Annotated in this window: 15 protein-coding genes and 1 tRNA gene; 6 read left to right on the plus strand and 10 right to left on the minus strand. The window is 69.5% G+C overall.

Features of this window, described 5'->3' with window-relative positions; all coding sequences use genetic code 11:
- Positions 1–4: 4 nt before the first annotated feature.
- The 6 genes from rho to argS all read right to left on the minus strand — a co-directional run bounded on the left by rho (position 5) and on the right by argS (position 8,552).
- Positions 5–1,993, minus strand: coding sequence for a transcription termination factor Rho (gene rho / locus BMY74_RS28840; RefSeq protein ID WP_089921604.1), 1,989 nt, complete (start codon positions 1,991–1,993; stop codon positions 5–7).
- A 317-nt stretch (positions 1,994–2,310) separates the two neighbouring features.
- Entirely contained in the window at positions 2,311–3,162 is an 852-nt protein-coding gene (gene thrB / locus BMY74_RS28845; protein ID WP_089921605.1) for a homoserine kinase, read from the minus strand.
- The gene (gene thrC / locus BMY74_RS28850; protein ID WP_089921606.1) at positions 3,159–4,211 is read right to left on the minus strand and encodes a threonine synthase; all 1,053 of its coding nucleotides are present in this window, start codon (positions 4,209–4,211) and stop codon (positions 3,159–3,161) included. Before thrC ends, thrB begins: the two co-directional genes overlap by 4 nt.
- Positions 4,208–5,509 (minus strand): homoserine dehydrogenase, encoded by a 1,302-nt coding sequence (locus BMY74_RS28855; protein WP_089921607.1) that lies wholly within the window; start codon positions 5,507–5,509, stop codon positions 4,208–4,210. The genes thrC and BMY74_RS28855 overlap by 4 nt, the downstream gene beginning before the upstream one ends.
- Complete coding sequence (lysA, locus tag BMY74_RS28860) at positions 5,506–6,924, minus strand: diaminopimelate decarboxylase (RefSeq protein WP_089921761.1); 1,419 nt, start codon at positions 6,922–6,924, stop codon at positions 5,506–5,508. Before lysA ends, BMY74_RS28855 begins: the two co-directional genes overlap by 4 nt.
- A complete protein-coding gene (gene argS / locus BMY74_RS28865; RefSeq protein ID WP_089921608.1) occupies positions 6,924–8,552 on the minus strand; it encodes an arginine--tRNA ligase in 1,629 nt (542 codons plus the stop codon). The genes lysA and argS overlap by 1 nt, the downstream gene beginning before the upstream one ends.
- Positions 8,553–8,721: 169 nt before the next feature.
- Here argS and BMY74_RS28870 point away from each other — a divergent pair, with 169 nt between their 5' ends.
- The 3 genes from BMY74_RS28870 to BMY74_RS28880 all read left to right on the plus strand — a co-directional run bounded on the left by BMY74_RS28870 (position 8,722) and on the right by BMY74_RS28880 (position 12,431).
- On the plus strand, positions 8,722–9,546 hold the full coding sequence (locus BMY74_RS28870) for a thioredoxin-like domain-containing protein (protein WP_089921609.1): 825 nt from the start codon (positions 8,722–8,724) through the stop codon (positions 9,544–9,546).
- A complete protein-coding gene (locus tag BMY74_RS28875; protein ID WP_089921610.1) occupies positions 9,546–10,247 on the plus strand; it encodes a DUF305 domain-containing protein in 702 nt (233 codons plus the stop codon). Before BMY74_RS28870 ends, BMY74_RS28875 begins: the two co-directional genes overlap by 1 nt.
- 309 nt (positions 10,248–10,556) lie before the next feature.
- Positions 10,557–12,431 carry an acyl-CoA dehydrogenase family protein gene (locus BMY74_RS28880; protein ID WP_089921611.1) on the plus strand — a complete coding sequence of 625 codons (1,875 nt, stop codon included), beginning with the start codon at positions 10,557–10,559 and terminating at the stop codon, positions 12,429–12,431.
- Positions 12,432–12,652: 221 nt separating this feature from the next.
- On the opposite strand, the gene BMY74_RS28885 is transcribed toward BMY74_RS28880, so the two are convergent.
- Entirely contained in the window at positions 12,653–13,777 is a 1,125-nt protein-coding gene (locus BMY74_RS28885) for an ROK family transcriptional regulator (RefSeq protein ID WP_089921612.1), read from the minus strand.
- A gap of 189 nt (positions 13,778–13,966) precedes the next feature.
- Between BMY74_RS28885 and BMY74_RS28890 the strand changes: the two genes are divergently transcribed.
- Positions 13,967–18,199 (plus strand): GH92 family glycosyl hydrolase, encoded by a 4,233-nt coding sequence (locus BMY74_RS28890; protein WP_089921613.1) that lies wholly within the window; start codon positions 13,967–13,969, stop codon positions 18,197–18,199.
- Positions 18,200–18,458: 259 nt separating this feature from the next.
- Here the strand turns inward: BMY74_RS28890 and BMY74_RS28895 are convergent, their stop codons facing one another.
- Entirely contained in the window at positions 18,459–19,367 is a 909-nt protein-coding gene (locus BMY74_RS28895; RefSeq protein WP_089921614.1) for a cation diffusion facilitator family transporter, read from the minus strand.
- 149 nt (positions 19,368–19,516) lie between these two features.
- Between BMY74_RS28895 and BMY74_RS28900 the strand changes: the two genes are divergently transcribed.
- Positions 19,517–19,588: transfer RNA gene (locus BMY74_RS28900), tRNA-Arg, on the plus strand.
- A 251-nt stretch (positions 19,589–19,839) separates the two neighbouring features.
- Here BMY74_RS28900 and BMY74_RS28905 read toward each other — a convergent pair.
- On the minus strand, positions 19,840–20,496 hold the full coding sequence (locus BMY74_RS28905) for a response regulator (protein ID WP_089921615.1): 657 nt from the start codon (positions 20,494–20,496) through the stop codon (positions 19,840–19,842).
- A complete protein-coding gene (locus BMY74_RS28910; protein WP_425434866.1) occupies positions 20,493–21,635 on the minus strand; it encodes a sensor histidine kinase in 1,143 nt (380 codons plus the stop codon). Before BMY74_RS28910 ends, BMY74_RS28905 begins: the two co-directional genes overlap by 4 nt.
- A 160-nt stretch (positions 21,636–21,795) precedes the next feature.
- Here BMY74_RS28910 and BMY74_RS28915 point away from each other — a divergent pair, with 160 nt between their 5' ends.
- Positions 21,796–22,278: a DUF6326 family protein gene (locus BMY74_RS28915; RefSeq protein ID WP_245786418.1), complete on the plus strand. Its 483-nt coding sequence runs from the start codon at positions 21,796–21,798 to the stop codon at positions 22,276–22,278.
- Positions 22,279–22,284: the final 6 nt, after the last annotated feature.

Genomic DNA, 22,284 nt, shown 5'->3' on the forward strand with positions numbered 1-22,284 from the left:
AGCGTCAGTCCTGCTCGGCGCCCGGCGTCGTCTTCGCGACCTGCATCAGGAACTCGATGTTGGTGCGGGACTTGCGCAGGCGGTCGAGCAGCAGGTCGATGGCCTGCTGACCGTCGAGCGCGTGCAGCACGCGGCGGAGCTTGTGCGTGACCGCCATCTCGTCCGGCGAGAGCAGGAGCTCTTCCTTGCGGGTGCCGGAGCTGTCGACGTCGACCGCCGGGAACGTGCGCTTGTCGGCGATCTTGCGGTCGAGCTTGAGCTCGGCGTTGCCGGTGCCCTTGAACTCTTCGAAGATCACCGAGTCACCGGCGGAACCGGTCTCGACCAGCGCCGTCGCGATGACGGTCAGCGAGCCGCCGCCCTCGATGTTGCGGGCGGCGCCGAGGAAGCGCTTCGGCGGGTAGAGGGCCGTCGAGTCGACACCACCGGACAGGATTCGGCCGGACGCCGGGGCTGCCAGGTTGTAGGCGCGGCCCAGGCGGGTGATCGAGTCGAGCAGGACGACGACGTCGTGGCCCATCTCGACCAGGCGCTTGGCGCGCTCGATCGCGAGCTCCGAGATCGTCGTGTGGTCCGACGGCGGCCGGTCGAAGGTCGAGGCGATGACCTCGCCCTTCACCGAGCGCTGCATGTCGGTGACCTCTTCCGGACGCTCGTCCACGAGCACGACCATGAGGTGGCACTCGGGGTTGTTCTTCGTGATCGCGTTCGCGATCGACTGCAGAACCGAGGTCTTGCCGGCCTTCGGCGGCGACACGATCAGGGCGCGCTGGCCCTTGCCGATCGGCATCACCAGGTCGATGACGCGGGTGGTGAGGATGTGCGGCTCGGTCTCGAGGCGCAGGCGCTCGTTCGGGTAGAGCGGCGTCAGCTTCGTGAAGTCCGGGCGGTTGCGCGCCTCTTCTGGGTCCAGGCCGTTGATCTTGTCGACGCGGACCAGCGGGTTGAACTTCTGGCGCTGCTGCTCGCCGTCGCGCGGCTGGCGGACGGCGCCGGTGATGGCGTCACCGCGGCGCAGGCCGTACTTGCGGACCAGCGAGAGCGAGACGTAGACGTCGTTCGAGCCCGCGAGGTAGCCCGACGTGCGGACGAACGCGTAGTTCTCCAGCACGTCCAGGATGCCCGCGACGGGGAGCAGGACGTCGTCCTCGCGCACCTCGGTCTCGCGGTCGCCACGGCCTCCGCCGTCCTGGCCCTCACCACGGCCACCACGCCTGCGGCGGTCGCGGAAGCGGCCGCGACGGCCGCCCTCGTCGTCGCCGTCCGGCTGGCCGCCACCCTGGCGGTCGCCGCGGTCACCGCGGTCGGAGCGCTCGCCCCGGTCGCGGTTGCGGTCACGGCCGCCGCGCTCGTTGCGGTCGCCGCGGTCCGAACGCTCGCCGCGCTCAGAGCGGTCGCCGCGGTCGGAACGCTCACCGCGGTCCGAACGCTCGCCGCGGTCGGAGCGGTCGCCGCGGTCCTGGCGCTCGGCGCGCTCAGGGCGCTCGGCGCGCTGCTCGGACTGCTGCGGCTGGCCCTCGCCCTCGGCGTTGCCGCCGCCACGGCCGGAACGGCGGCGGCGGTTTCCACGGCGCCCCCCGTCCTCGGACGAGCGGTCGTCGGCGGCCGGAGCCTCGACGGACGCGGGCTTCTCCGCGACCTCGAGCTGCTGCTGAACAGGCTTTTCCACGGGCTTCTCGACGACCTTGGCCGCAGGCTTCTCGGCCGGGGCCTCCGCCTTCGGGGCCTTCGCGGGCTTCTCGGCCTTGGCGGCCGGGGCGCCGGAGCCCTGCTTCTCCTTGATGGCCGCGATCAGGTCGCCCTTGCGCAGGCCTGCGGTTCCGGTGATGCCCATTTGGCCGGCGAGCTCGCGCAACTCAGCGAGCACCATGCCGGACAGACCCGCGCGGCGGCGCGGCGTCGTGCCGTTCGATGGGGTGGACAGAGCGTTCTCCTCGGCTCCAGAACCAGCGGCAGCTGCGACTTCGCTGCTCAGCAAATCGGTGTTGGTCACACAAGTCCTTCCTGACCAGGCCCCGCCTCCTACGCGGCCCAGCGGACCCGCCTTCCCACTTCAGCGGGGAACGGCGGTCAAGTCCGATGAAGACGGAGGCACGAAGGCCTCCCTCGAGCACGGGACTTTTCTCAGATCACGGCGATCGGGTGCCTTTTCGCGTCCGCCCCGCCCGCACGGCACAGAGCCGGAACACAAAAGGATTGCGACCCGGAACGAGTGTCCGAGCGCGACACCGGCGCCCGTGCGCGCAGTGACTGATCGCCCCCGAGGGTAGACGCCACTCTTCCACCATGCAACAACCGGGGTCGGGCGTGTCAGTCCAATGGACGAACGCGCACGCCAGCGGCGTCGACGTCGAGTCTGCGCACGTCGAAGCCGTGCGTGTCGACCTCGGCCGGAAGATCACCGAAGGCGATCACGGTGGGTCCCGCTCCGCTCACGCAGGCGGGAACTCCGAGCTTGCGAAGATCGTTGATCACCCGAACGGTGTCGGGCCATGCGGGCTCGCGGTAGTTCTGGTGGAGTCGATCCTCAGTCGCGGCAAGGAGAACGGACGGGTCCCGCGTCAGCGCGTGCACCGCGAGGGCGGCGCGCCCCGCGGCGTGCGCGGCGTCGGCGTGCGGCACCTCGGCCGGGAGCAGTCCGCGCGTCGTCTTGGTGGACGACTCCTGCGACGGGATCAGGACGAACGGGCGCACCCGTGCGTCGGCGTCCGCCCGGACGGCCCGGTAGCGCTCACCTTCCGACCACGCAACGACAACACCGCCGTAGAGCGAGGCGGCCGCGTTGTCCGCGTGGCCCTCGAACTCGGCGGCGATTTGCAACGCGTCCGTGTCCAACTCGCGACCCGAGAGGGTGAACCCGGCTACGACACCCGCCACGATCGCGGCGGCCGACGAGCCCAGGCCGCGTGCGTGCGGAATGGCGTTGCGGCACTTCAGCACCAGCCCGCCGGTGTAGCCCGTGGCGCGGACGGCCCGCACGACGAGATGAGTCTCGTCGAGCGGGACGTCGGCCGATCCGGCACCCTCGACGGCGATCGAGAGGACTCCGGCCTCCGCGGAGGCCACCTCGACGTCGTCGTACAGGCCGAGCGCCATGCCCAGCGCGTCGAACCCCGAACCGAGGTTCGCGGTCGACGCGGGGACGGAGACGAGGAACTTCACGCGAGCTCCAGCGCGTGCGCGACGGCGCCGGGGTCGACAGGGACCGGCTCGACCTCGGTGGTGCCGAGCAACGCGGTGTCGGGGTCCTTCAGACCGTGACCGGTGACGGTGCACACGACCGTCGAGCCCTTGGGCAGCCTGCCGTCCTCGGCGGTCATCAGCAGACCGGCGATGGACGCGGCCGACGCGGGTTCGACGAAGATGCCCTCGGACGACGCCAGCAGGCGGTACGCGGCGAGGATCTGCTCGTCGGTGACGGCGTCGATCAGGCCACCGGACTCGTCGCGGGCCTTGACCGCGCCCGCCCACGACGCCGGCGAACCGATCCGGATCGCGGTCGCGATGGTCTCCGGCTTCGCCACCGGCTGGCCGCTGACCAGCGGCGCGGCCCCCGCGGCCTGGAAGCCGAACATCTTCGGCAGGCCCATGTCGTACGACGTGTAGCCCTTCCAGTACGCGGTGATGTTGCCCGCGTTGCCGACCGGCAGGCAGTGCACGTCCGGCGCGTGCCCGAGCACGTCGGCGACCTCCCACGCGGCGGTCTGCTGACCGACCAGGCGCACGGGGTTGACCGAGTTCACCAGCGTGACCGGGTACTCGGCGGCGGTCTTGGAGGCGAGTTCGAGGCAGTCGTCGAAGTTGCCGTCGATCTGCAGGATCTTCGCGCCGTGCATGACGGCCTGGGCGAGCTTGCCCATCGCGATCTTGCCGCTGGGCACCAGCACGGCCGCCGTCAGGCCCGCCTTGGCCGCGTAGGCCGCCGCGGACGCGGAGGTGTTGCCGGTGGAGGCGCAGATCACGGCCTTGAGCCCGGAGGCGAGGGCGTACGTCATGGCCACGGTCATGCCGCGGTCCTTGAACGAGCCGGTCGGGTTCGCGCCCTCGACCTTGACCCAGACGTCCGACCCGGTGGCCGCGGAGAGGCGCTTCGCGTGCACCAGCGGCGTGCCGCCCTCGTGCAGCGTCACGACCTCGGCACCCTCGGGGATCTCGATGCGGTCCCGGTAGGCGTTGATGAGACCGGGCCAGCCCGCTCTGACAGCACTCACTCTTCGCCCTCCACCCTCATGACGCTGACGACGTCCCGCACCACGGGGAGGCCACCGATTTTGTCCACAGTGGACCGCAGCGCGGCGTCGGTCGCCGCGTGCGTGACGATCACCAGGCTGGCGTCCTCGGTGCGGCCTTCCTGGCGCACCGCGGCGATGCTCACGTCGTGCTCGGCGAACACGGCGGCGACCTGCGAGAGGACACCCGCCTTGTCCGCGACGTCGAGGCTGATGTGGTAGCGGGTGGGCGTGTTCCCCATGGGCTGCACGGGAAGCGCGGCGTACGCGGACTCGCGCGGACCGTGCCCGCTCGCGACCATGTTGCGCGCCACGGCGACCAGGTCGCCCACGACGGCGCTCGCCGTCGGCGCGCCACCGGCACCCTGCCCGTAGAACATCATCTCCCCCGCCGCGTCGGCCTCGACGAACACGGCGTTGAACGCGCCGTTGACGCTCGCCAGCGGATGCGTCCTGGGGATCATGGCCGGGTGCACTCGAACGGCGACTGACTCCTGGCCGGACGGGCTGACCACGCGCTCGCAGATCGCGAGCAGCTTGACCGTGCGCCCGAGGCCCTTGGCGGCCGCGATGTCCGCCGCGGACACCGCGCGGATGCCCTCGCGGTACACGTCCGAGGCCGTCACGCGGGTGTGGAACGCGAGGGACGCGAGGATCGCGGCCTTCGACGCGGCGTCGAACCCGTCGACGTCCGCGGTCGGGTCGGCCTCGGCGTACCCGAGGCGCGAGGCCTCCTCGAGCGTCTCGGCGTAGCCCGCGCCCGTGGCGTCCATCGCGGACAGGATGAAGTTCGTCGTGCCGTTCACGATGCCCATGACGCGCGTGATCCGGTCTCCCGCAAGGGATTCCCGCAACGGGCGCAGCAACGGGATCGCGCCGGCGACGGCGGCCTCGAAGTAGAGGTCGGCACCGGACGCGTCGGCGGCCTCGAAGAGGTCGGGACCGTGCTCGGCCAGCAGCGCCTTGTTCGCCGTCACGACGGACTTGCCGCCCCGCAACGCCTCCAGCAGCAGCCCGCGCGTGGGGTCGATGCCGCCGATGACCTCGACGATGACGTCCACGTCGTCGGACTTCACGAGCGCGGCGGCGTCCGTGGTGAGCAGGTGCTCCGGCACCTCACGATGCTTGTTCGGCCTGCGCACGGCGATGCCCGCGAGCTCCACCGGCGCGCCGATGCGCTGGGTGAGGTCCTCGGCCTGGTCCGTCAGCAGCCGGACTACCTCCGTGCCCACCGTGCCACAGCCGAGCAAGGCGACCCGAATCGGTTTCACGGCTTTCATACCTCCAGACGGAACAGGTCGTCCTCGGTCTCGCGACGCAGCAGCAGCCGCGCCTCCCCGTCGGTCACCGCGGCGAGCGCGGGCCTCGGGAGTCGGTTGTACCCGCTCGCCATCGAGTAGCAGTAGGCCCCTGTGGCGGCGATCGCAACCAGGTCACCCGGCGCGAGGTCGTCGGGCAGCCAGCAGTCCCGCACCACGATGTCACCGGACTCGCAGTGCTTGCCCACCACACGACACAGCACGGCCCTCGATTCGGGCTCGGACGCGCGTGAGACCAGCTTGCAGTCGTAGACCGCGTCGTACAGCGCGGTGCGGATGTTGTCGCTCATGCCGCCGTCGACGCTGACGTACCGGCGGCGCGCGCCACCGTCGAGCTCGATGTCCTTGATCGTGCCGACCTCGTACACGGTGACCGTGCCGGGGCCGACGATCGCGCGGCCGGGCTCCACCGCGATGCGAGGCATCTCCAGGCCGTTGTGCTCGCACTCTTTCTGCACGATGTTGTGCAGCTGCCGCGCGAGCTCCGCGGGCGGGGGCGGGTCGTCGTCCGGCGTGTAGGCGATGCCGAGACCACCGCCGAGGTCGACGACGTTCAGCGACCCGACGTCGCCGTGCTCCTCGCGGATCTCGGCGAGCAGGCCGATCACGCGGCGCGCGGCGACCTCGAAGCCGGACGCGTCGAAGATCTGCGAGCCGATGTGGCTGTGCAGGCCGACGAGTTCGAGGCCACCGGCCTTGAGCACGCGGCGCACGGCCTCGGCCGCGTCGCCGGAGGACAGCGAGAAGCCGAACTTCTGGTCCTCGTGCGCGGTCGCGATGAACTCGTGCGTGTGCGCCTCGACGCCGACCGTGACGCGGATCAGGACCTTCTGCACCACACCGCGTTCGCGGGCGATCTGGTCCAGGCGCGCGATCTCGTGGTAGGAGTCGACGACGATCCCGCCGACGCCCGCCTCGACGGCCGCGATCAGTTCGGGAACGCTTTTGTTGTTGCCGTGCAACGCGATCCGCTCGGCCGGGAAGTCGGCCCGCAGCGCGATGGCCAGCTCGCCGCCGCTGCAGACGTCGATCGAGAGGCCCTCTTCGGCCACCCACTTCGCGACCTGCACGCTCAGGAACGCCTTGGAGGCGTAGTGCACGAGCGTCGGGTCGCCGAACGCCTCGGCGTGCTCGCGGCAGCGGGCGCGGAAGTCCTGCTCGTCCATGACGAACAACGGGGTGCCGTACTGCTCGGCCAGCGACCGCACGTCGACTCCGGCGAGCTCGACCACGCCGGTCTCGGTGCGCTTGGCGTTGCGGGGCCACACGTGCGGCGTCAGGTAGTCGAGCTGGTCGGCGCCGGAGGGGCGGTCGCCGGCGGTGTTGCCGGGAACCATGACGTCGGCGTGCCGGGGTCCGGCCGGGTGCGCGCGCATCACATGCGCTCCGGGGCGGTCACGCCGAGCAGGCCGAGGCCCGCGGCGAACACGCGCCTGGTCGCGTTGACGAGCTGAAGCCTGACCTGGTGCAACGGAGTCGTCTCCTCATCGCCGCGGGGAAGGACGCGGCAGTCCTGCTGGAAGCGGTGGTACGTGCCCGCGAGCTCCTCGAGGAAGCGGGCGACGCGGTGCGGTTCACGCAGCTCGGCGGCGGTGGCCACCACTCGCGGGAACTCGCCGATGGTGCGGATGAGGTCGCCCTCGCGCTCGTGGGTGAGCAGCGCGAAGTCCTCACCTGGGGTGATGCCGAGATCGGCGGCGTTGCGCAGGATCGACGACGTGCGCGCGTGGGCGTACTGCACGTAGTAGACCGGGTTCTCGTTGCTGTGCTTGCGCAGCAGGTCGAGGTCGATGTCGAGGCCGGAGTCGACGCTGGAGCGAATCATCGCGTAGCGGGCGGCGTCCACGCCGACGGCGTCGACCAGGTCCTCCATCGTGATGACGGTGCCCGCGCGCTTGCTCATCCGGACGGGCTGGCCTTCGCTGACGAGGTTCACGAGCTGGCCGATCAGCACCTCGACGCTGTCCGGGTCGTCGCCCAGCGCGGCGGCCGCGGCCTTGAGGCGCGCGATGTAGCCGTGGTGGTCGGCTCCGAGCATGTAGATGCAGAGGTCGAAGCCGCGGGCGCGCTTGTCGACGAGGTAGGCGATGTCGCCCGCGATGTACGCGGGGTTGCCGTCGCTCTTGATGACGACCCGGTCCTTGTCGTCACCGAAGTCCGTGGACCGCAGCCACCAGGCGCCGTCCTTCTCGTACAGCGAGCCGTTCGCCTTGAGCTTCTCGACGGCCTCGGCGACACGGCCGCTTTTGTGCAGCGAGTCCTCGTGGAAGTAGACGTCGAAGTCGGTGCCGAACTCGTGCAGGCTGCGCTTGATCTCCTCGAACATGAGCCCGACGCCGACCCGGCGCACGGTCTCCGGGTCGCTCAAAGCACCTGGTTCGCGGCGCAGCACCTCGGCGGCGATGTCGCTCACGTACGTGCCCGCGTAGCCGTCCTCGGGGGCCGGTTCGCCCTTCGCGGCGGCGATCAGCGACCGGACGAACCTGTCGATCTGCGCGCCGGCGTCGTTGAAGTAGTACTCGCGGGTGACCTCGGCGCCACGGGCCTGGAGCACCCTGCCGAGCGCGTCCCCGACGGCCGCCCAGCGCGCGCCGCCCAGGTGGATGGGGCCGGTCGGGTTCGCGGAGACGAACTCGAGGTTGATCCGCCTGCCGCCGAGCTCGCCGCCGGTGCCGTAGCCGTCTTCGAGAGCCGCACGAACGATCGCTCCCTGTGCCTCGGTGGCGATGGTGAGGTTCAGGAAGCCCGGCCCGGCGACGTCGGCCTTGGCGATGGCGGCCTGGGCCAGCAGGGCCTCGGCGAGCCACGTGGCGAGCTCGCGCGGCGGCACCCCGGCCCTCTTGGCGATCTGCAGGGCGACGTTCGTGGCGTAGTCCCCGTGTTCGGGGTTCCTGGGTCGCTCGACCGTCACCTGCTCGGGGAGCGAGGTGGCGTCCAGGCCTCTGTCGGTCAGCACCTGCGCAACCGTGGACCGGACGAGATCGGCGAGCACTTCAGGGGTCACGACAGAAGAGTTTAGAGAAGCGTTGTCGCAGGTCTCGACCGGGTTACCGGGTCTCGGAGGGTGAGACGGCAAGTGTTAACGCGCACGTGGTATCGCCCTGCGCTGACAGTGACCAGACACGATGTCCCTACACTGGCGCCGGTTGACCAGGACGACATCTGAGGCGGACATGACCAGCGGCAAGAAGACGAAGGCCACGCGCAACAGCGTGGCCGCGGCCCGTTCCTCGGTGGTGGCGAGCAAGCCGAAGCCGTGGGGCACGATCATCGCGGTGATCGCCGTGCTGGGCCTCGCGGGCGGTGTTTTCGGATATGCGTACTCGCAGATCCACGCGAACAACGTCAAAGAGGCCGCCCTGGCCAAGTGGAAGCCCTCCGACACGAACAAGGACCCGTCGACCGCGCTCGCGGGCATCGTGATCAAGGAGTACAAGGGCTCCCGCCACGTGACGGCCGACCAGCGCGTCGCCTACGACCAGACCCCGGCGTTCGGCGGCCCGCACGACGCCACCTGGGCCGACTGCACCGGCGTCGTCTACGACAAGGCGATCCGCACGGAGAACGCGGTCCACGGCCTCGAGCACGGCGCCGTCTGGATCGCGTACAACCCGGACCAGGTCAAGGACGAGGCCCTCAACAAGCTGAAGGTCAAGGTCGAGGGCATCCCGTACATGATGCTGTCGCCGTTCCCCGGTCTCGACAAGCCGGTCTCGCTCCAGTCCTGGGGCCACCAGCTGAAGGTCGACAGCGCCGACGACGAGCGCATCGACCAGTTCATCTCGTCGCTGCTGCGCAACGCGAACACCTACCCCGAGGTCGGCGCGTCCTGCGAGAACCCGCAGTTCCTGTCGAACCCGGCCCCGTTCGTGGCCGAGAAGCCGGGCGCCGACGCCGTGCCGATGGACGGCGGCAAGGACGACTCCGTCACCGAGCAGCAGCCGAGCATGAGCACGCCCCCGGCCTCGAGCTCCGTCTCGACGCCCCCGTCGAGCTGATGTCCGCTCCGACCGACACCGACGAGGCGTCCGGCAACGGCCCCACGGGCCTGACCCGGACCCTCGTCATCGGCGCAGCGGTCCTGGCCGTGCTCCTGCTGGGCGCGGCCGTGGGCCTGCTGGTGAAGCTCCCCGGCTCCTCGTCGTCGTCCGCGGCCCCGGCCTCGGGCTCCGTGGACGTCGGCTTCTGCCAGGACATGTCCATGCACCACCTGCAGGGCATCCAGATGGCGAACATCGCCCGCGACCGCTCGACCGACCCGGAGATCCGCCAGCTCGCGTTCGACATCTCCTCCACCCAGCTCGAACAGGTGGGGCGGATGAAGGGCTGGCTGATGATGTGGAACGAGCACGAGCAGAACATCTCGGGCGTCTACATGAAGTGGATGGACGCGGCCGGAGTGCACGGCCACGGCGCCACCACCCCGGAGGCGGGCAAGCCGATCATGCCCGGCATGGCCACCACCGAGGAGCTGACCAAGCTCCGCACGGTGGCGGCCGGACGGGACTTCGACGTCTACTGGCTCCAGCTCATGCTCCGCCACCACCAGGGCGGCGCACCGATGGCCGAGTACGCCTCGACGGCCGCCGGTCAGCCGTTCGTGCGGACGCTGTCGGACAACATGCTGAAGTCGCAGTCCGCCGAGACCGAGCTGATGAAGGACTACCTGGCGAAGCGCGGAGCCGCCCCGCTGCCGTAGCCGGTATCGCCGATCAGTCCGCGAGGGCCGTCCCCGAGGTGTGGGGGCGGCCCTTTCGCTTGTCGCAGGGCGCCATCCGCACTCGCCCACCCACGGCGACCACGCACGCAGCCTGGTGTGGCGATGCGCAGCGAGCCGTCCGAACTATGACGCGATGGCAGCCGGTGCACACCCGCACATCAGCCGCCCCGCACATCAGCCGCCCCGCACACCGGCCGCCCCGCACCCAACGTGCCCATTCACCGCCACACCCATGGACAACCGCCTACCCCTGAGTAACGTGGGTCACACCCCTACTCGGAGGTAACCATGACCGTCGACGAGCGCGCGGCCAGGCAGGTCGCCGAACAAGCACGGGAAACCCGCTGGCAGCGACCGAGCTTCGGCAAGGAGCTCTTCCTCGGTCACTTCCGCATCGACCTCATCCACCCCCATCCGAGTGGCACCGCAGAAGACCGCACCCGAGGCGAGGCGTTCCTCGCCAAGCTCCGCGAGTTCACCGAGAAGCACATCGACAACACCGTCATCGAGCGCGACGCCCAGATCCCCGACGACGTCCTGAAGGGCCTGAAGGACCTCGGCGCGTTCGGCATGAAGATCAAACCCGAGTACGGCGGCATCGGCCTGACCCAGGTCTACTACAACAGGGCCCTCATGCTGGTCGGTTCCGCCAGCCCCGCGATCGGCGCGATGCTCAGCGCCCACCAGTCCATCGGCGTCCCCCAGCCGATCGCCATGTTCGGCAACGAGGAGCAGAAGCAGGAGTTCCTGCCGAGGTGCGCCAAGGGCGAGATCACGGCGTTCCTGCTCACCGAACCGGACGTCGGCAGCGACCCGGCCAGGCTCGGCACCACCGCGACGGTGGACGGCGACGACTACGTGCTCAACGGCGTGAAGCTCTGGACCACCAACGGAGTCGTGGCCGACCTGCTCGTCGTCATGGCGCAGGTGCCGGACAAGGGCATCACGGCGTTCGTCGTGGAAGCGGACGCCGAGGGCATCACCGTCGAGAACCGCAACGCGTTCATGGGGCTCAGGGGCCTCGAGAACGGCGTGACCCGGTTCCACGACGTCCGGGTCCCGAAGAAGAACGTGATCGGCAAGGAGGGCGCCGGCCTCAAGATCGCGCTCGCCACCCTCAACACCGGACGGCTGAGCCTGCCCGCCCTCTGCGCCGGCAGTGCCAAGTGGTGCCTCAAGATCGCCCGCGAGTGGTCCGGTGAACGCATCCAGTGGGGTCTTCCCGTCGGCAAGCACGAGGCCGTCGCGGGCAAGATCGCCTACATCGCCGCCACGGCGTACGCGCTGGAAGCGGTGCTGGACCTCAGTTCCGAGCTCGCGGACGCCGGCAGCCACGACATCCGCATCGAGGCGGCGCTGGCGAAGCTCTACGCGTCCGAGAAGGCCTGGCTGGTGGCGGACGAGCTGGTCCAGATCCGCGGCGGGCGCGGGTACGAGACGGCGGAGAGCCAGGCGGCACGCGGGGAACGCGGGATCGCGGCCGAGCAGGTCCTGCGCGACCTGCGCATCAACCGGATCTTCGAGGGCTCCACCGAGATCATGCACCTGCTGATCGCGCGGGAGGCCGTCGACGCGCACCTCAGCGTCGCCGGGGACATCATCGACCCGGACGCCGACCGCCAGGCCAAGGTGAAGGCCGCGGCCAGGGCGGGCGGGTTCTACGCGAAGTGGTTCCCGACCCTGATCGTCGGCAAGGGCCAGACCCCGGCGGGCTACACGGAGTTCGGGCCGCTCGCCAAGCACCTGCGGTTCGTCGAACGCTCCGCGCGCAAGCTGGCGCGGCAGACGTTCTACGCCATGTCGCGGTGGCAGGGGAAGATGGAGCGCAAGCAGCGGTTCCTGAGCCGGGTGGTGGACATCGGGGCCGAGCTGTTCGCGATCAGCGCCGCCTGCGTGCGCGCCGTGCAGGACGAGAACCGCAACTCCCAGGTGCTGGCCGACGCGTTCGCCAAGCAGGCGCGGATCCGGGTCGACGAGCTGTTCGAGAAGCTCTGGAAGAACACCGACGACAGCGACCAGGCGGTGGCGAGGCAGGTCCTCGCCGGCGAGTACGCCTGGCTGGAGGAGGGCATCGTCGACGCGTCCATCCCCGGGAGGTGGATCGCGGACTCGACGCACCACGAGTCGACGGCGCGCAACGTCCACCGGCCCACGCCCCGCTAGAGGCGTTGACTGCACTGGGCAGGCTGATGGTGGTGCGGGCGCGGCACCTGCCCAGTGCACGGTCGGTAGGGGGCTACGTCCCCCGCATCCCCCTACCGACTCCCCTTGCAACGGAAGGACACAACCCTCCAGGAGGAGGTGCCGGTAACGCTAAGCCACAAAACACCGTTAACAGTTACGACAATTGAGTGAACTACCAGGTGAGGGGTACTCAACTACTCTCAGAGAGTAACTTCGAAGACCAATTCACGGGCGGCTTCGAGGCCCATCGCGATGGCACCGGAGAGCACCGCGCCATCCCCCAGGGAGCCCGCCACGATCCGGGGCGCCAGCGGTGTCATCGACCGCAGCGCCGCCTCCAGCGGCTCGAGCATCAGGTCGACGTTCGACCCGACGCCACCGCCCAGGACCACCAGTTCCGGATCGATCACCGCGGCCACGGCGGCGACGAGGAACGCGAGCCGTTCCGCCTCCACCCGCACGACCTCCAGTGCGGTGGCATTCCCCGAACGCGCCTGCGAGAACACGTCACGGGCCGAGCGCGCCGTCAGCCCGAGCTCCCGTGCCCGTGCCACAACGGATCCCGCCGACGCCGCGTCCTCGAACTGTCCACGGCGGACGTCCGAAGAGGACTCGCCGTACGGCAGGAACCCGACCTCCCCCGCCGCGCCGCGCGCGCCGCGGAACAGCTCGCCGTCCACGACGATGCCCATGCCGACACCGGTGCCGACCGTGGCGCACACGAACACGCGGGCGTCCCGCGCGGCCCCGTAGACGTGCTCGCCCAGCGCCGCCAGGTTCGCGTCGTTCTCCACGACCACCGGGCCGAGCGACGACTCCAGCCCGTCCACCACGCCGAGCGACTCCCAGCCCGGCAGCTGCGGCGCGTGCCGCACCACCCGCGAGCGCTGGTCGATCACCCCGGGGCTGCCGATCACCTTCACCACGACGTCCGTGAGAGCGATCCCAGCGTCCGCCGCGGTGCGTGCGGCCAGGTCGGTCACCGTGCGCACGAGCGCCGCCGCCGACCGGCTGCGGTTGCGCTCGTCCACGCGGGCCACCACCGACCCGCCCAGGTCGGCCAGTGCCGCCCGGATCCGCTCCCGGCCGATGTCGACGCCCAGCACGTAGCCGGCCACGGGATTCGGCTCGTAGACCACCGCTGACCTGCCGGGACCCGCTGTCGTGCGGCCGATGGGGCGCACCAGGCCGTGACGTTCCAGATCGGCCAGGGCCTGCCCGACCGTCGGCTTGGACAGACCGGTGTCCTTGGCGATCTGGGGGCGCGTGGCGGCACCCAGACGGCGCAGCAGGCCGAGCACAGCGCGTTGGTTGAGCACGCGCATGCCCGCTGGTGTGCCCACCTCTGGCGGCTTGCGGTCGCTCACCACGCGATTCTAGATCTTGATCGCCGGTGCTCACGGGCAACTGTTGAGGAGACAGGTTGCACGACAATTCCCGTCCTGTCCCTTGACAACGATGTCACGTGCCGGAAACGCTCCCACCCACATGGGGCAGGCGGCGGAAGGGTTGCAATGAGGCACCTGCGCAAGAGACGAACCACGACCCTGTTGAGCGTTGCGATTGCTGCGACACTGGTGGGCGGCGTCACCAACGGCTACGCGGCCGCCGCACCAGAGGAGCCAGGAGTGGGTTTTTCATCGTCCTTTGAGGACGGTCAACCTCAGCCTTCGTGGTCGAACGCGGTCGAGACCGACTCCTCGGGCAACCCGAAGTCGTCGGGCGTGATCGGCTCGGACGGCTCGGGCATCCCCGGCAACTTGTCCGACAAGGTGCTGGAGGTCAAGGCCAACGGCGAGTTCGCGGACGCCGGCGAGGTGAAGGAGAACCTCGTCGACGGCAGCGTCAACTCCAAGTGGCTGGTCTTCACCTCCACGGGCTGGGCGTCGTTCCGCTTCGGCGAGCAGCAGACGATCAGGAAGTACGCGCTCTCGTCGGCCAACGACGCTCCCGAGCGCGACCCGAAGAACTGGACGCTCCAGGGCTCGAACAACGGCACGGACTGGACCGTCGTCGACACGCGCACCGGTGAGACGTTCGCCGAGCGCTTCCAGACCAAGAGCTACGACATCGCGACGCCCCAGGCGTTCAGCCACTACAAGCTCGACGTGACGCTGAACAACGGTGGCAACAACGTCATGCAGCTCGCCGAGGTGCAGCTCTCCGACGGCTCCACCACGCCTCCCGCGCCGAACATGCGCAGCGTCGTCGGGAGCGGCCCGACGGGCGGTTACACGTCCAAGTCGCGCGCCGGCTGGACGGGCGTCAAGTCGTTCCGCACCCAGGGCAGGCACACGGCCGAGGGCCGGGCGTACAGCTACAACAAGGTCTTCGACGTCGACGTGCCCGTCACCGCCAAGACCGAGCTGTCGTACATGATCTTCCCGGAGTTCATCACCGACAACCTGGACTACCCGAGCACGTACTCGGCGGTGGACCTCGCGTTCTCCGACGGCACGTACCTGAGCGACCTCAAGGCCGTCGACCAGCACGGCGCGACGCTGTCGCCGCAGGGCCAGGGCGCGGGCAAGTTCCTGTACGCCAACCAGTGGAACAAGGTGGCGTCCACGATCGGCGCCGTCGCGGCCGGCAAGACGATCAAGCGGATCCTGGTCGCCTACGACGGTCCGAAGGGCCCGACGGAGCTCGCCGCCTGGTACGACGACATCCGCATCGGCGACGTCGTCACCAAGCAGTACGCGAAGCCGTCGGACTACGTGCTGACCACGCGCGGCACGAACTCGAACGGCTCGTTCTCGCGGGGCAACAACTTCCCGGCGACCGCGGTGCCGCACGGCTTCAACTTCTGGTCCCCGATGACCAACGCGGGTTCGCAGAGCTGGCTGTACGAGTACGCGCAGCGCAACAACGCGCAGAACCTGCCGACGCTGCAGGCGTTCACGACCTCCCACGAGCCCAGCCCGTGGATGGGCGACCGCCAGACGTTCCAGGTCATGCCCTCGAACATCGCGCCGACCCAGGACCGCGCGCTGCGCGCCCTGCCGTTCCGGCACGAGAACGAGGTCGCCAAGGCGCACTACTACGGCGTCACGTTCGAGAACGGCATGAAGACCGAGATCACGCCGACGGACCACGCGGCGGTCTTCCGGTTCACGTTCGACGACGGGGCCCAGAAGAACCTCGTGTTCGACAACGTGAACAACTCCGGTGGTCTCACCCTCGACGCCGCCAACGGTGTCGTGACGGGCTACTCGGACGTCAAGAGCGGCCTGTCGACCGGCGCGACCCGCCTGTTCGTCTACGGCAAGGTCGACAAGGCGGTGACGGCGAGCGGCAAGCTCACCGGCGCGGGCCGTGACAGCGTGGGCGGCTACTTCTCGTTCGGCGACAAGACCGTCGAGCTGCGGATCGCCACCTCGCTGATCTCCGTCGACCAGGCGAAGTCGAACCTGGAGCAGGAGGTCAGCGGCTCGGACACGTTCGAGTCGGTGCGCGACAAGGCGCAGGCCGCGTGGGACAAGATCCTCGGCATCATCACGGTCGAGGGCGCGTCCGAGGACCAGCTGATCACGCTGTACTCGAACCTGTACCGCCTCTACCTCTACCCGAACTCGGGCTTCGAGAACGTCGGCGGTGTCACCAAGTACGCGTCCCCGGTGTCGCCCGCGACCGGCCAGAACACGCCGACGCAGACCGGCGCGAAGATCGTGGACGGCAAGGTCTACGTCAACAACGGGTTCTGGGACACCTACCGCACGACCTGGCCCGCGTACTCGCTGTTCACGCCGTCCAAGGCGGGCGAGATGGCCGAGGGCTTCGTCCAGCAGTACAAGGACGGCGGCTGGATCTCGCGCTGGTCCTCCCCCGGTTACGCGGACCTGATGACCGGCACGAGCTCCGACGTGGCGTTCGCCGACGCGTACCTCAAGGGTGTCAGCAACTTCGACATCAAGGCCGCCTACGACGCCGCGGTGAAGAACGCGTCCGTCGTGCCGCCGAGCAACAACGTCGGCCGCAAGGGCATGGACCGGTCGATCTTCCTCGGCTGGACCGGCAACGACCAGCTGCACGAGGCGTGGTCGTGGGCGATCGAGGGCTACCTCAACGACTTCGGCATCGCGTCGATGGCGAAGGCCCTGCACGAGAAGACGGGCGAGAAGCGGTACGCCGAGGAGTACGAGTACTTCCTCAACCGCGCCCAGAACTACGTGCTGACGTTCGACAAGCGGATCGACTTCTTCCAGGGCCGCAACGTCGACGGGTCGTGGCGCGTCGAGGACCCGTCGAAGTACAACCCGCAGGACTGGCGCTACGACTACACCGAGACGAACGGCTGGAACATGGCGTTCACGGTGCCGCACGACGGGCAGGGTCTCGCGAACCTGTACGGCGGGCGGGAGAAGCTGGCGCAGAAGCTCGACTCGTTCTTCACCCTGCCCGAGACCGCGAAGTTCCCCGGCGGCTACGGCGGCGTGATCCACGAGATGATCGAGGCGCGGGACGTGCGGATGGGCCAGTACGGCCACTCCAACCAGCCGTCGCACCACATCGCCTACATGTACAACTACGCCGGCCAGCCCGCGCGGACGGCGGAGAAGGTGCGGGAGATCCTGTCGCGCCTGTACGTGGGCTCGCAGCAGGGCCAGGGCTACGCCGGTGACGAGGACAACGGCGAGATGTCGGCCTGGCACCTGTTCTCGTCGCTGGGCTTCTACCCGCTGCAGATGGGCAAGCCGGCCTACGCGATCGGATCGCCGCTGTTCACCAAGGCGACCGTGAAGCTCGAGAACGGCAAGAAGCTCGTCATCAACGCACCGAAGAACAGCGCGAAGAACATCTACGTGCAGGGTGTGAAGGTCAACGGCAAGGCGTGGAACAAGACGTCGCTGCCGCACGACGTGCTCGCGGCCGGCGCCACGATCGACTTCGACATGGGCCCGAAGCCGTCCGCCTGGGGCACGGGCGTCAACGACGTGCCGGACTCGATCACCAAGGGTGACGCGGTTCCGACGCCGTTGCGCGACGTCTCCTCGGGTGTCGGCACGGCCGCGTTGGTGGACAACAACTCCGCGACCAGCGCCGTGGTCCGCTCGTTCGACTTCAAGGCGGCCGACGCCAAGGAGAAGGCGGAGTTCTACACGCTGACCAACGGCAAGACGGGCACGTCGCCGTCGGCGTGGGAGCTGAAGGGCTCCTACGACGGCAAGACGTGGGCCACGGTCGACAAGCGGACCGGTGAGAACTTCCAATGGCAGCAGTACACCCGGTCGTTCAAGATCGCCTCGCCGGGCCGGTACAACTTCTACCGGCTGGAGTTCACCGGCGACGTGACGCTGTCGGAGTTCGAGCTGCTGTCGAAGCCGCTGCCGGCCGCCACCAGCACGGTGACCGGCACGGTCAACGGCCCGCTGCAGGTCAAGGGCGTGACCTATGTGGACGGTGCCACGATCAGCGGACCGGTGACAGTTCAGAAGGGCGCGACCCTCTACGTCTTCGGCGGCGAGATCAAGGGCCCGCTGTCGGCGGCGGACGCGTCGTCCGTCGTACTGGTGGGCACTCGCGTCAACGGCCCGGTGACGGTGCACGGCTCCGCCACCGAGGTCGCCGTGGAGAACACCTCGGTCAGCGGCCCCGTGTCGCTGACGTCGAACAAGACCGCTTCGGTCGTGGCGTTCTCGACGGTCGGCGGACCGTTGTCCTGCACGGGCAACGACCCGGCGCCGTCGAACAACGGCTTCGCGAACGACGTGAAGGGTCCGAAGGCAGGACAGTGCGCTGGGCTGTAGCGAGTAGCCCGCAGCGCTGATGGGGAAGGCCGCGTTCCGTCACGGAGCGCGGCCTTTCCCGTTCACCTGAAAGGATCTATCCCTTTCAGACATACTCCGGTGAGATCTTGTCAACTCGTGTGCGGTGACTGGGGAGGCTCTTGTGGTGCCGTTCGAGCGAGGCCGCGTGTGGATCGCCGTTCCGCAACCCCGCCAGCCGGTGGTTCCGTCACGAACGGGCGCGCAGTCCACGAAGGACACCATGCGCGACCTGCCGCACTCACCAGCTGAGCTCCCGGCACCGCTGCGCTGACGAGCCGCCCTCGACCTGCAGGGTCGCGTGCTCGATGTGGTACTTGGCCGCCAGCAACGCCTGCGCCTCCTTCAACACGACCGCGTGATCGGCGTCCTCAGCCGTCGTGAGGTGGGCGGAAGCCACCTCCATGCCGCTGGTGAGCGTCCACACGTGCAGGTCGTGCGCCTCGGTGACGCCAGGCAGCTCGGTGAGCGCCTTCTGCATCTCCGTGACGTCCAACCGCTCCGGCGCGTGCTGGAACAGGATGTGCAGCGCGTTCTTGGCCAACGAGTACGTCCGCGGCAGGACCCACACGCCGATCAGCACACCCATGATCGGGTCCGCGTACTTCCACCCGGTCGTGATGGTGACCAGCGCCGAGATCAGCACACCGACGGACCCGATCAGGTCGGCCAGCACCTCGAGGTAAGCACCCTTGACGTTGATGCTCTCCTTGGCGCCCTCCTTGAGGACGGAGAAGGAGACCAGGTTCGCCGCCAGCCCGAGCGTCGCGGCGATGAGCACCGGCCACCCCGGCACGCTCGGCGGGTCCTGGAACCGGCCGACAGCCTCGTAGATGACGTAGCCGGCGACCCCGAAGAGCAGCACCGCGTTGGCCAGCGCCGCCAGCACCTCGGCCCGGTAGAAGCCGAACGTGCGGTTCTTCCCGGCCTTGGCCCTGCGCGCCACCATGATCGCGGCCAGCGCCATCCCGACCCCGAGCACGTCGGTGAGCATGTGGGCGGCATCGGAGATCAGGGCCAGCGAGGACGTCGCGAAGCCCACGACGAACTCCACCACCATGAAGACCGCGCCGATGCCGAACGCGACCCACAGCTTGCCGGCGTGCTGCCCGCTCGCGCTCGCCGATCCGTGCCCATGCCCGTGACCCATGGTTCGGAACATATAGCGACATGCGCATGAGTGCAATCCGGGCTATTCCCGTCCCACTACCCAGGTGATGGACGCCACGTCGTGGGGCCACAGGGGGTAGGTGTGAAACGGGGTGGCGCGGGTGCGCTAGGATCTTCCACGTAGCTACGGCCCCCGTAGCTCAGGGGATAGAGCACCGCCCTCCGGAGGCGGGAGCGCAGGTTCGAATCCTGCCGGGGGCACCGAAGTCGAAGGCGATCTGTGTTCGCGGAGTGCGCGAACCGGGTCGCCTTCGGGCGTTTTCTGGGGGCCGAGCCCCCAGACCCCAGCCGGGGGCGAGCCCCCGGACCCCCGCGGGTGGCTGGGACCGTCTGTGAGTCGCCCTGCCCAGAGGAACCACAGACACCGGACCCCCGCAGGTGGCTGGCACCGTCTGCGAGTCGCCCTGCCAGGGGCACCACAGACAATGGTCGTGCAGCGCCCTGCGTTCGGTTCAGTTTCCCGCCCGGCCGGTGTCGTACGCCCACATCGCGATCTCGACCCTGTTGCGGGCGCCGATCTTGGCCAGCAGGCTGGCGACGTGGGTCTTGGCGGTCGTCAAGCCGATGAACAGCTCGGCGGCGATCTCGGCGTTCGTGCGGCCACGGGCGACCAGTGCCAGCACCTCCTCCTCGCGTTCGGTGAGCGGCTCGATCGGTTGGGTCCGCCGGCTCGACGGTTCCCTGGCGGCGAGGGTGGCCAGCAGCCGCCGGGTGATGTTCGGCGCGATCAGCGCGTCACCGACGGCGGCGGCGTGGACGGCCTGGACTAGCAGCTCCGGCCCGGCGTCCTTGAGCAGGAAGCCCCTGGCGCCGGCCCGGAGGGCACCCTGGACGTACTCGTCGAGGTCGAACGTCGTGATCACCACCACCGCGATCGGATCCGGGACGTCCCGCCCCGCGAGGAGACGGGTCACCTCGATGCCGTCGAGCCCGGGCATCTGGATGTCGACCAGGCACACGTCGGGACGGAGCCGCTGCGCCAGCTCGACGGCGGCGTGGCCGTCGGCGGCCTGGCCGACGACCTCGATGCCGGGCTGCGCGTCGAGGATCATCGACAGGCCGGTGCGCACCAGGTCCTGGTCGTCGGCCACCAGCACGCGCACCGTCATCGGCGTGCCGCGGTCGGCAGTTCGGCGTCGACCGTCCACCCGCCGCCCTCGGGTGCCGGGCCGGCACTGAGCGTGCCGCCGAGCAGCTGGACGCGCTCGGTCATCCCCAGCAGCCCGAAGCCGTGGTTGACCGACCGCCCTGGGTCGACCTGTCCGTCGTCGGTCACACGCAGTCGCAGCCTTCCCGCGGCCTCGACGACCCGGATCTCCACCCGCGAGGCGTTGCGAGCGTGCCGCAGGGCGTTGGTCAGCGCTTCCTGCGCCAGCCGGTAAACGGCCGTGTCGACCTGGTGCGAAAGTTCGTGCAGGTCGTCCGGCAACTCCACGTCGACGACCGGGAGCGGGTCGCGGCGGGCGAGGGCCACCAGGTCGGCAACACCGGGCTGGGGGAGATACCCCGTCGGCGCGCCGTCGCGCAGCACCCGGACCATCGCCCGCATCTCCGCGAGCGTCCGTGACGCTTCTCCTTCGATGACCGCCAGCGTCTCGAGCGCCGCTTCAGGTCGCTGCGCGGCGATCGCCCGACCGGCCTGCGCCTGCACGGCGATCGCCGAGACGTGGTGGGCGACCATGTCGTGCAGCTCGCGTGCGAGGCCGACCCGCTCCTGGCTGCGGATCTGGTCCAACGTCCGGCGCCAGCTCTCGGCGCGGTAGCGGAACGCCGCGCCGCCCGCTGCCGCCGCCGTCAGGACGGCGATCCCTCCGATGAGCTCGGTCGGCCCGGCGTGGTCGGTCATCCCGCCGAACACCGCGGCGACCGCCACCACCGCCAGCCCGATCACGATCTCGCGCCCCGAGCCCCAGCGGACCAGCGCGTAGACGAACACCAGGACGTAGATCATCGTGTCCAGGCCCACGCTCTGGACCCCGCCCAGCAGGCTCGCCAGACCCAACGCCGTCGCGGTGCCGAAGGCCACCACGACACAGGCCAACGGGTGGGTGCGCCGCCACAGCAGCACCGGCGCGAGTCCGACCGCCACGATCGTGGCGAACGGCCGCCAGACGACGTCGTCCCGGAGGACTCCCTCGAGCAGCGCCGCCGCCACCAGCACCCCGACCAGGACCCAGTCGCGCGGCACCCGGTCGGGAGCGTCCGCGGCGCGGGGCTCGGCCCACAGCGAGCTCAGGGCGTTGGTCATCACCTGCCCAGCCTAAGGATCACCGGGGCGTCGGGGACCGATCGAAAGAACGAGACGCCGCTCCTCCCGAAGGCGGAGGCAGGTCCGGCTTCGACGCCGATGTGCCCACCGCCGGGCTCGGCGATCGTGGATCCACCGATCCTCAACGACAACGGAGCCCATGGTGAGAACACGTCAACCCAACGCCGCGTTGGACGACCAGCGGATCCCGGTGAGAGCCAAGCTCGCCGCAGCGTGGACGAGCGTCATGTTCCTGTACGCCTACGTGGACATCATCGCCTTCTTCAAGCCCGGCGTCGTCGATGACATCCTGGTCGGCGTCGTCTGGGAGTTCGACGTCAGCCAGACGTTGTTGACCGTCTTCGTCGCGCTCATGGCGATCCCGATCCTCATGGTCGTGCTGTCGATGACGCTGCCCGCCAGGGCGAACCGCGTCACGAACCTCGTCGTGGCCTCGGTGCAGATCCCGTACGCGACGTTCAACGTGGTCGGCGAGTCCTGGACGTACTTCTACGGCCTTGGAGTCGCACTGGAAGTGATCGTCCTCGCCCTCATCCTGCGGTACGCCTGGACCTGGCCCCGCACCGCTCCGTCGGCGGTCACGGCCACCAGTCCGGACCGCGACCCCGTTCGCGCCCAGTAGCGCTGA

It is taken from the genome of Lentzea albida, from assembly GCF_900111005.1.
Taxonomy (GTDB): Bacteria; Actinomycetota; Actinomycetes; order Mycobacteriales; family Pseudonocardiaceae; genus Lentzea; species Lentzea albida.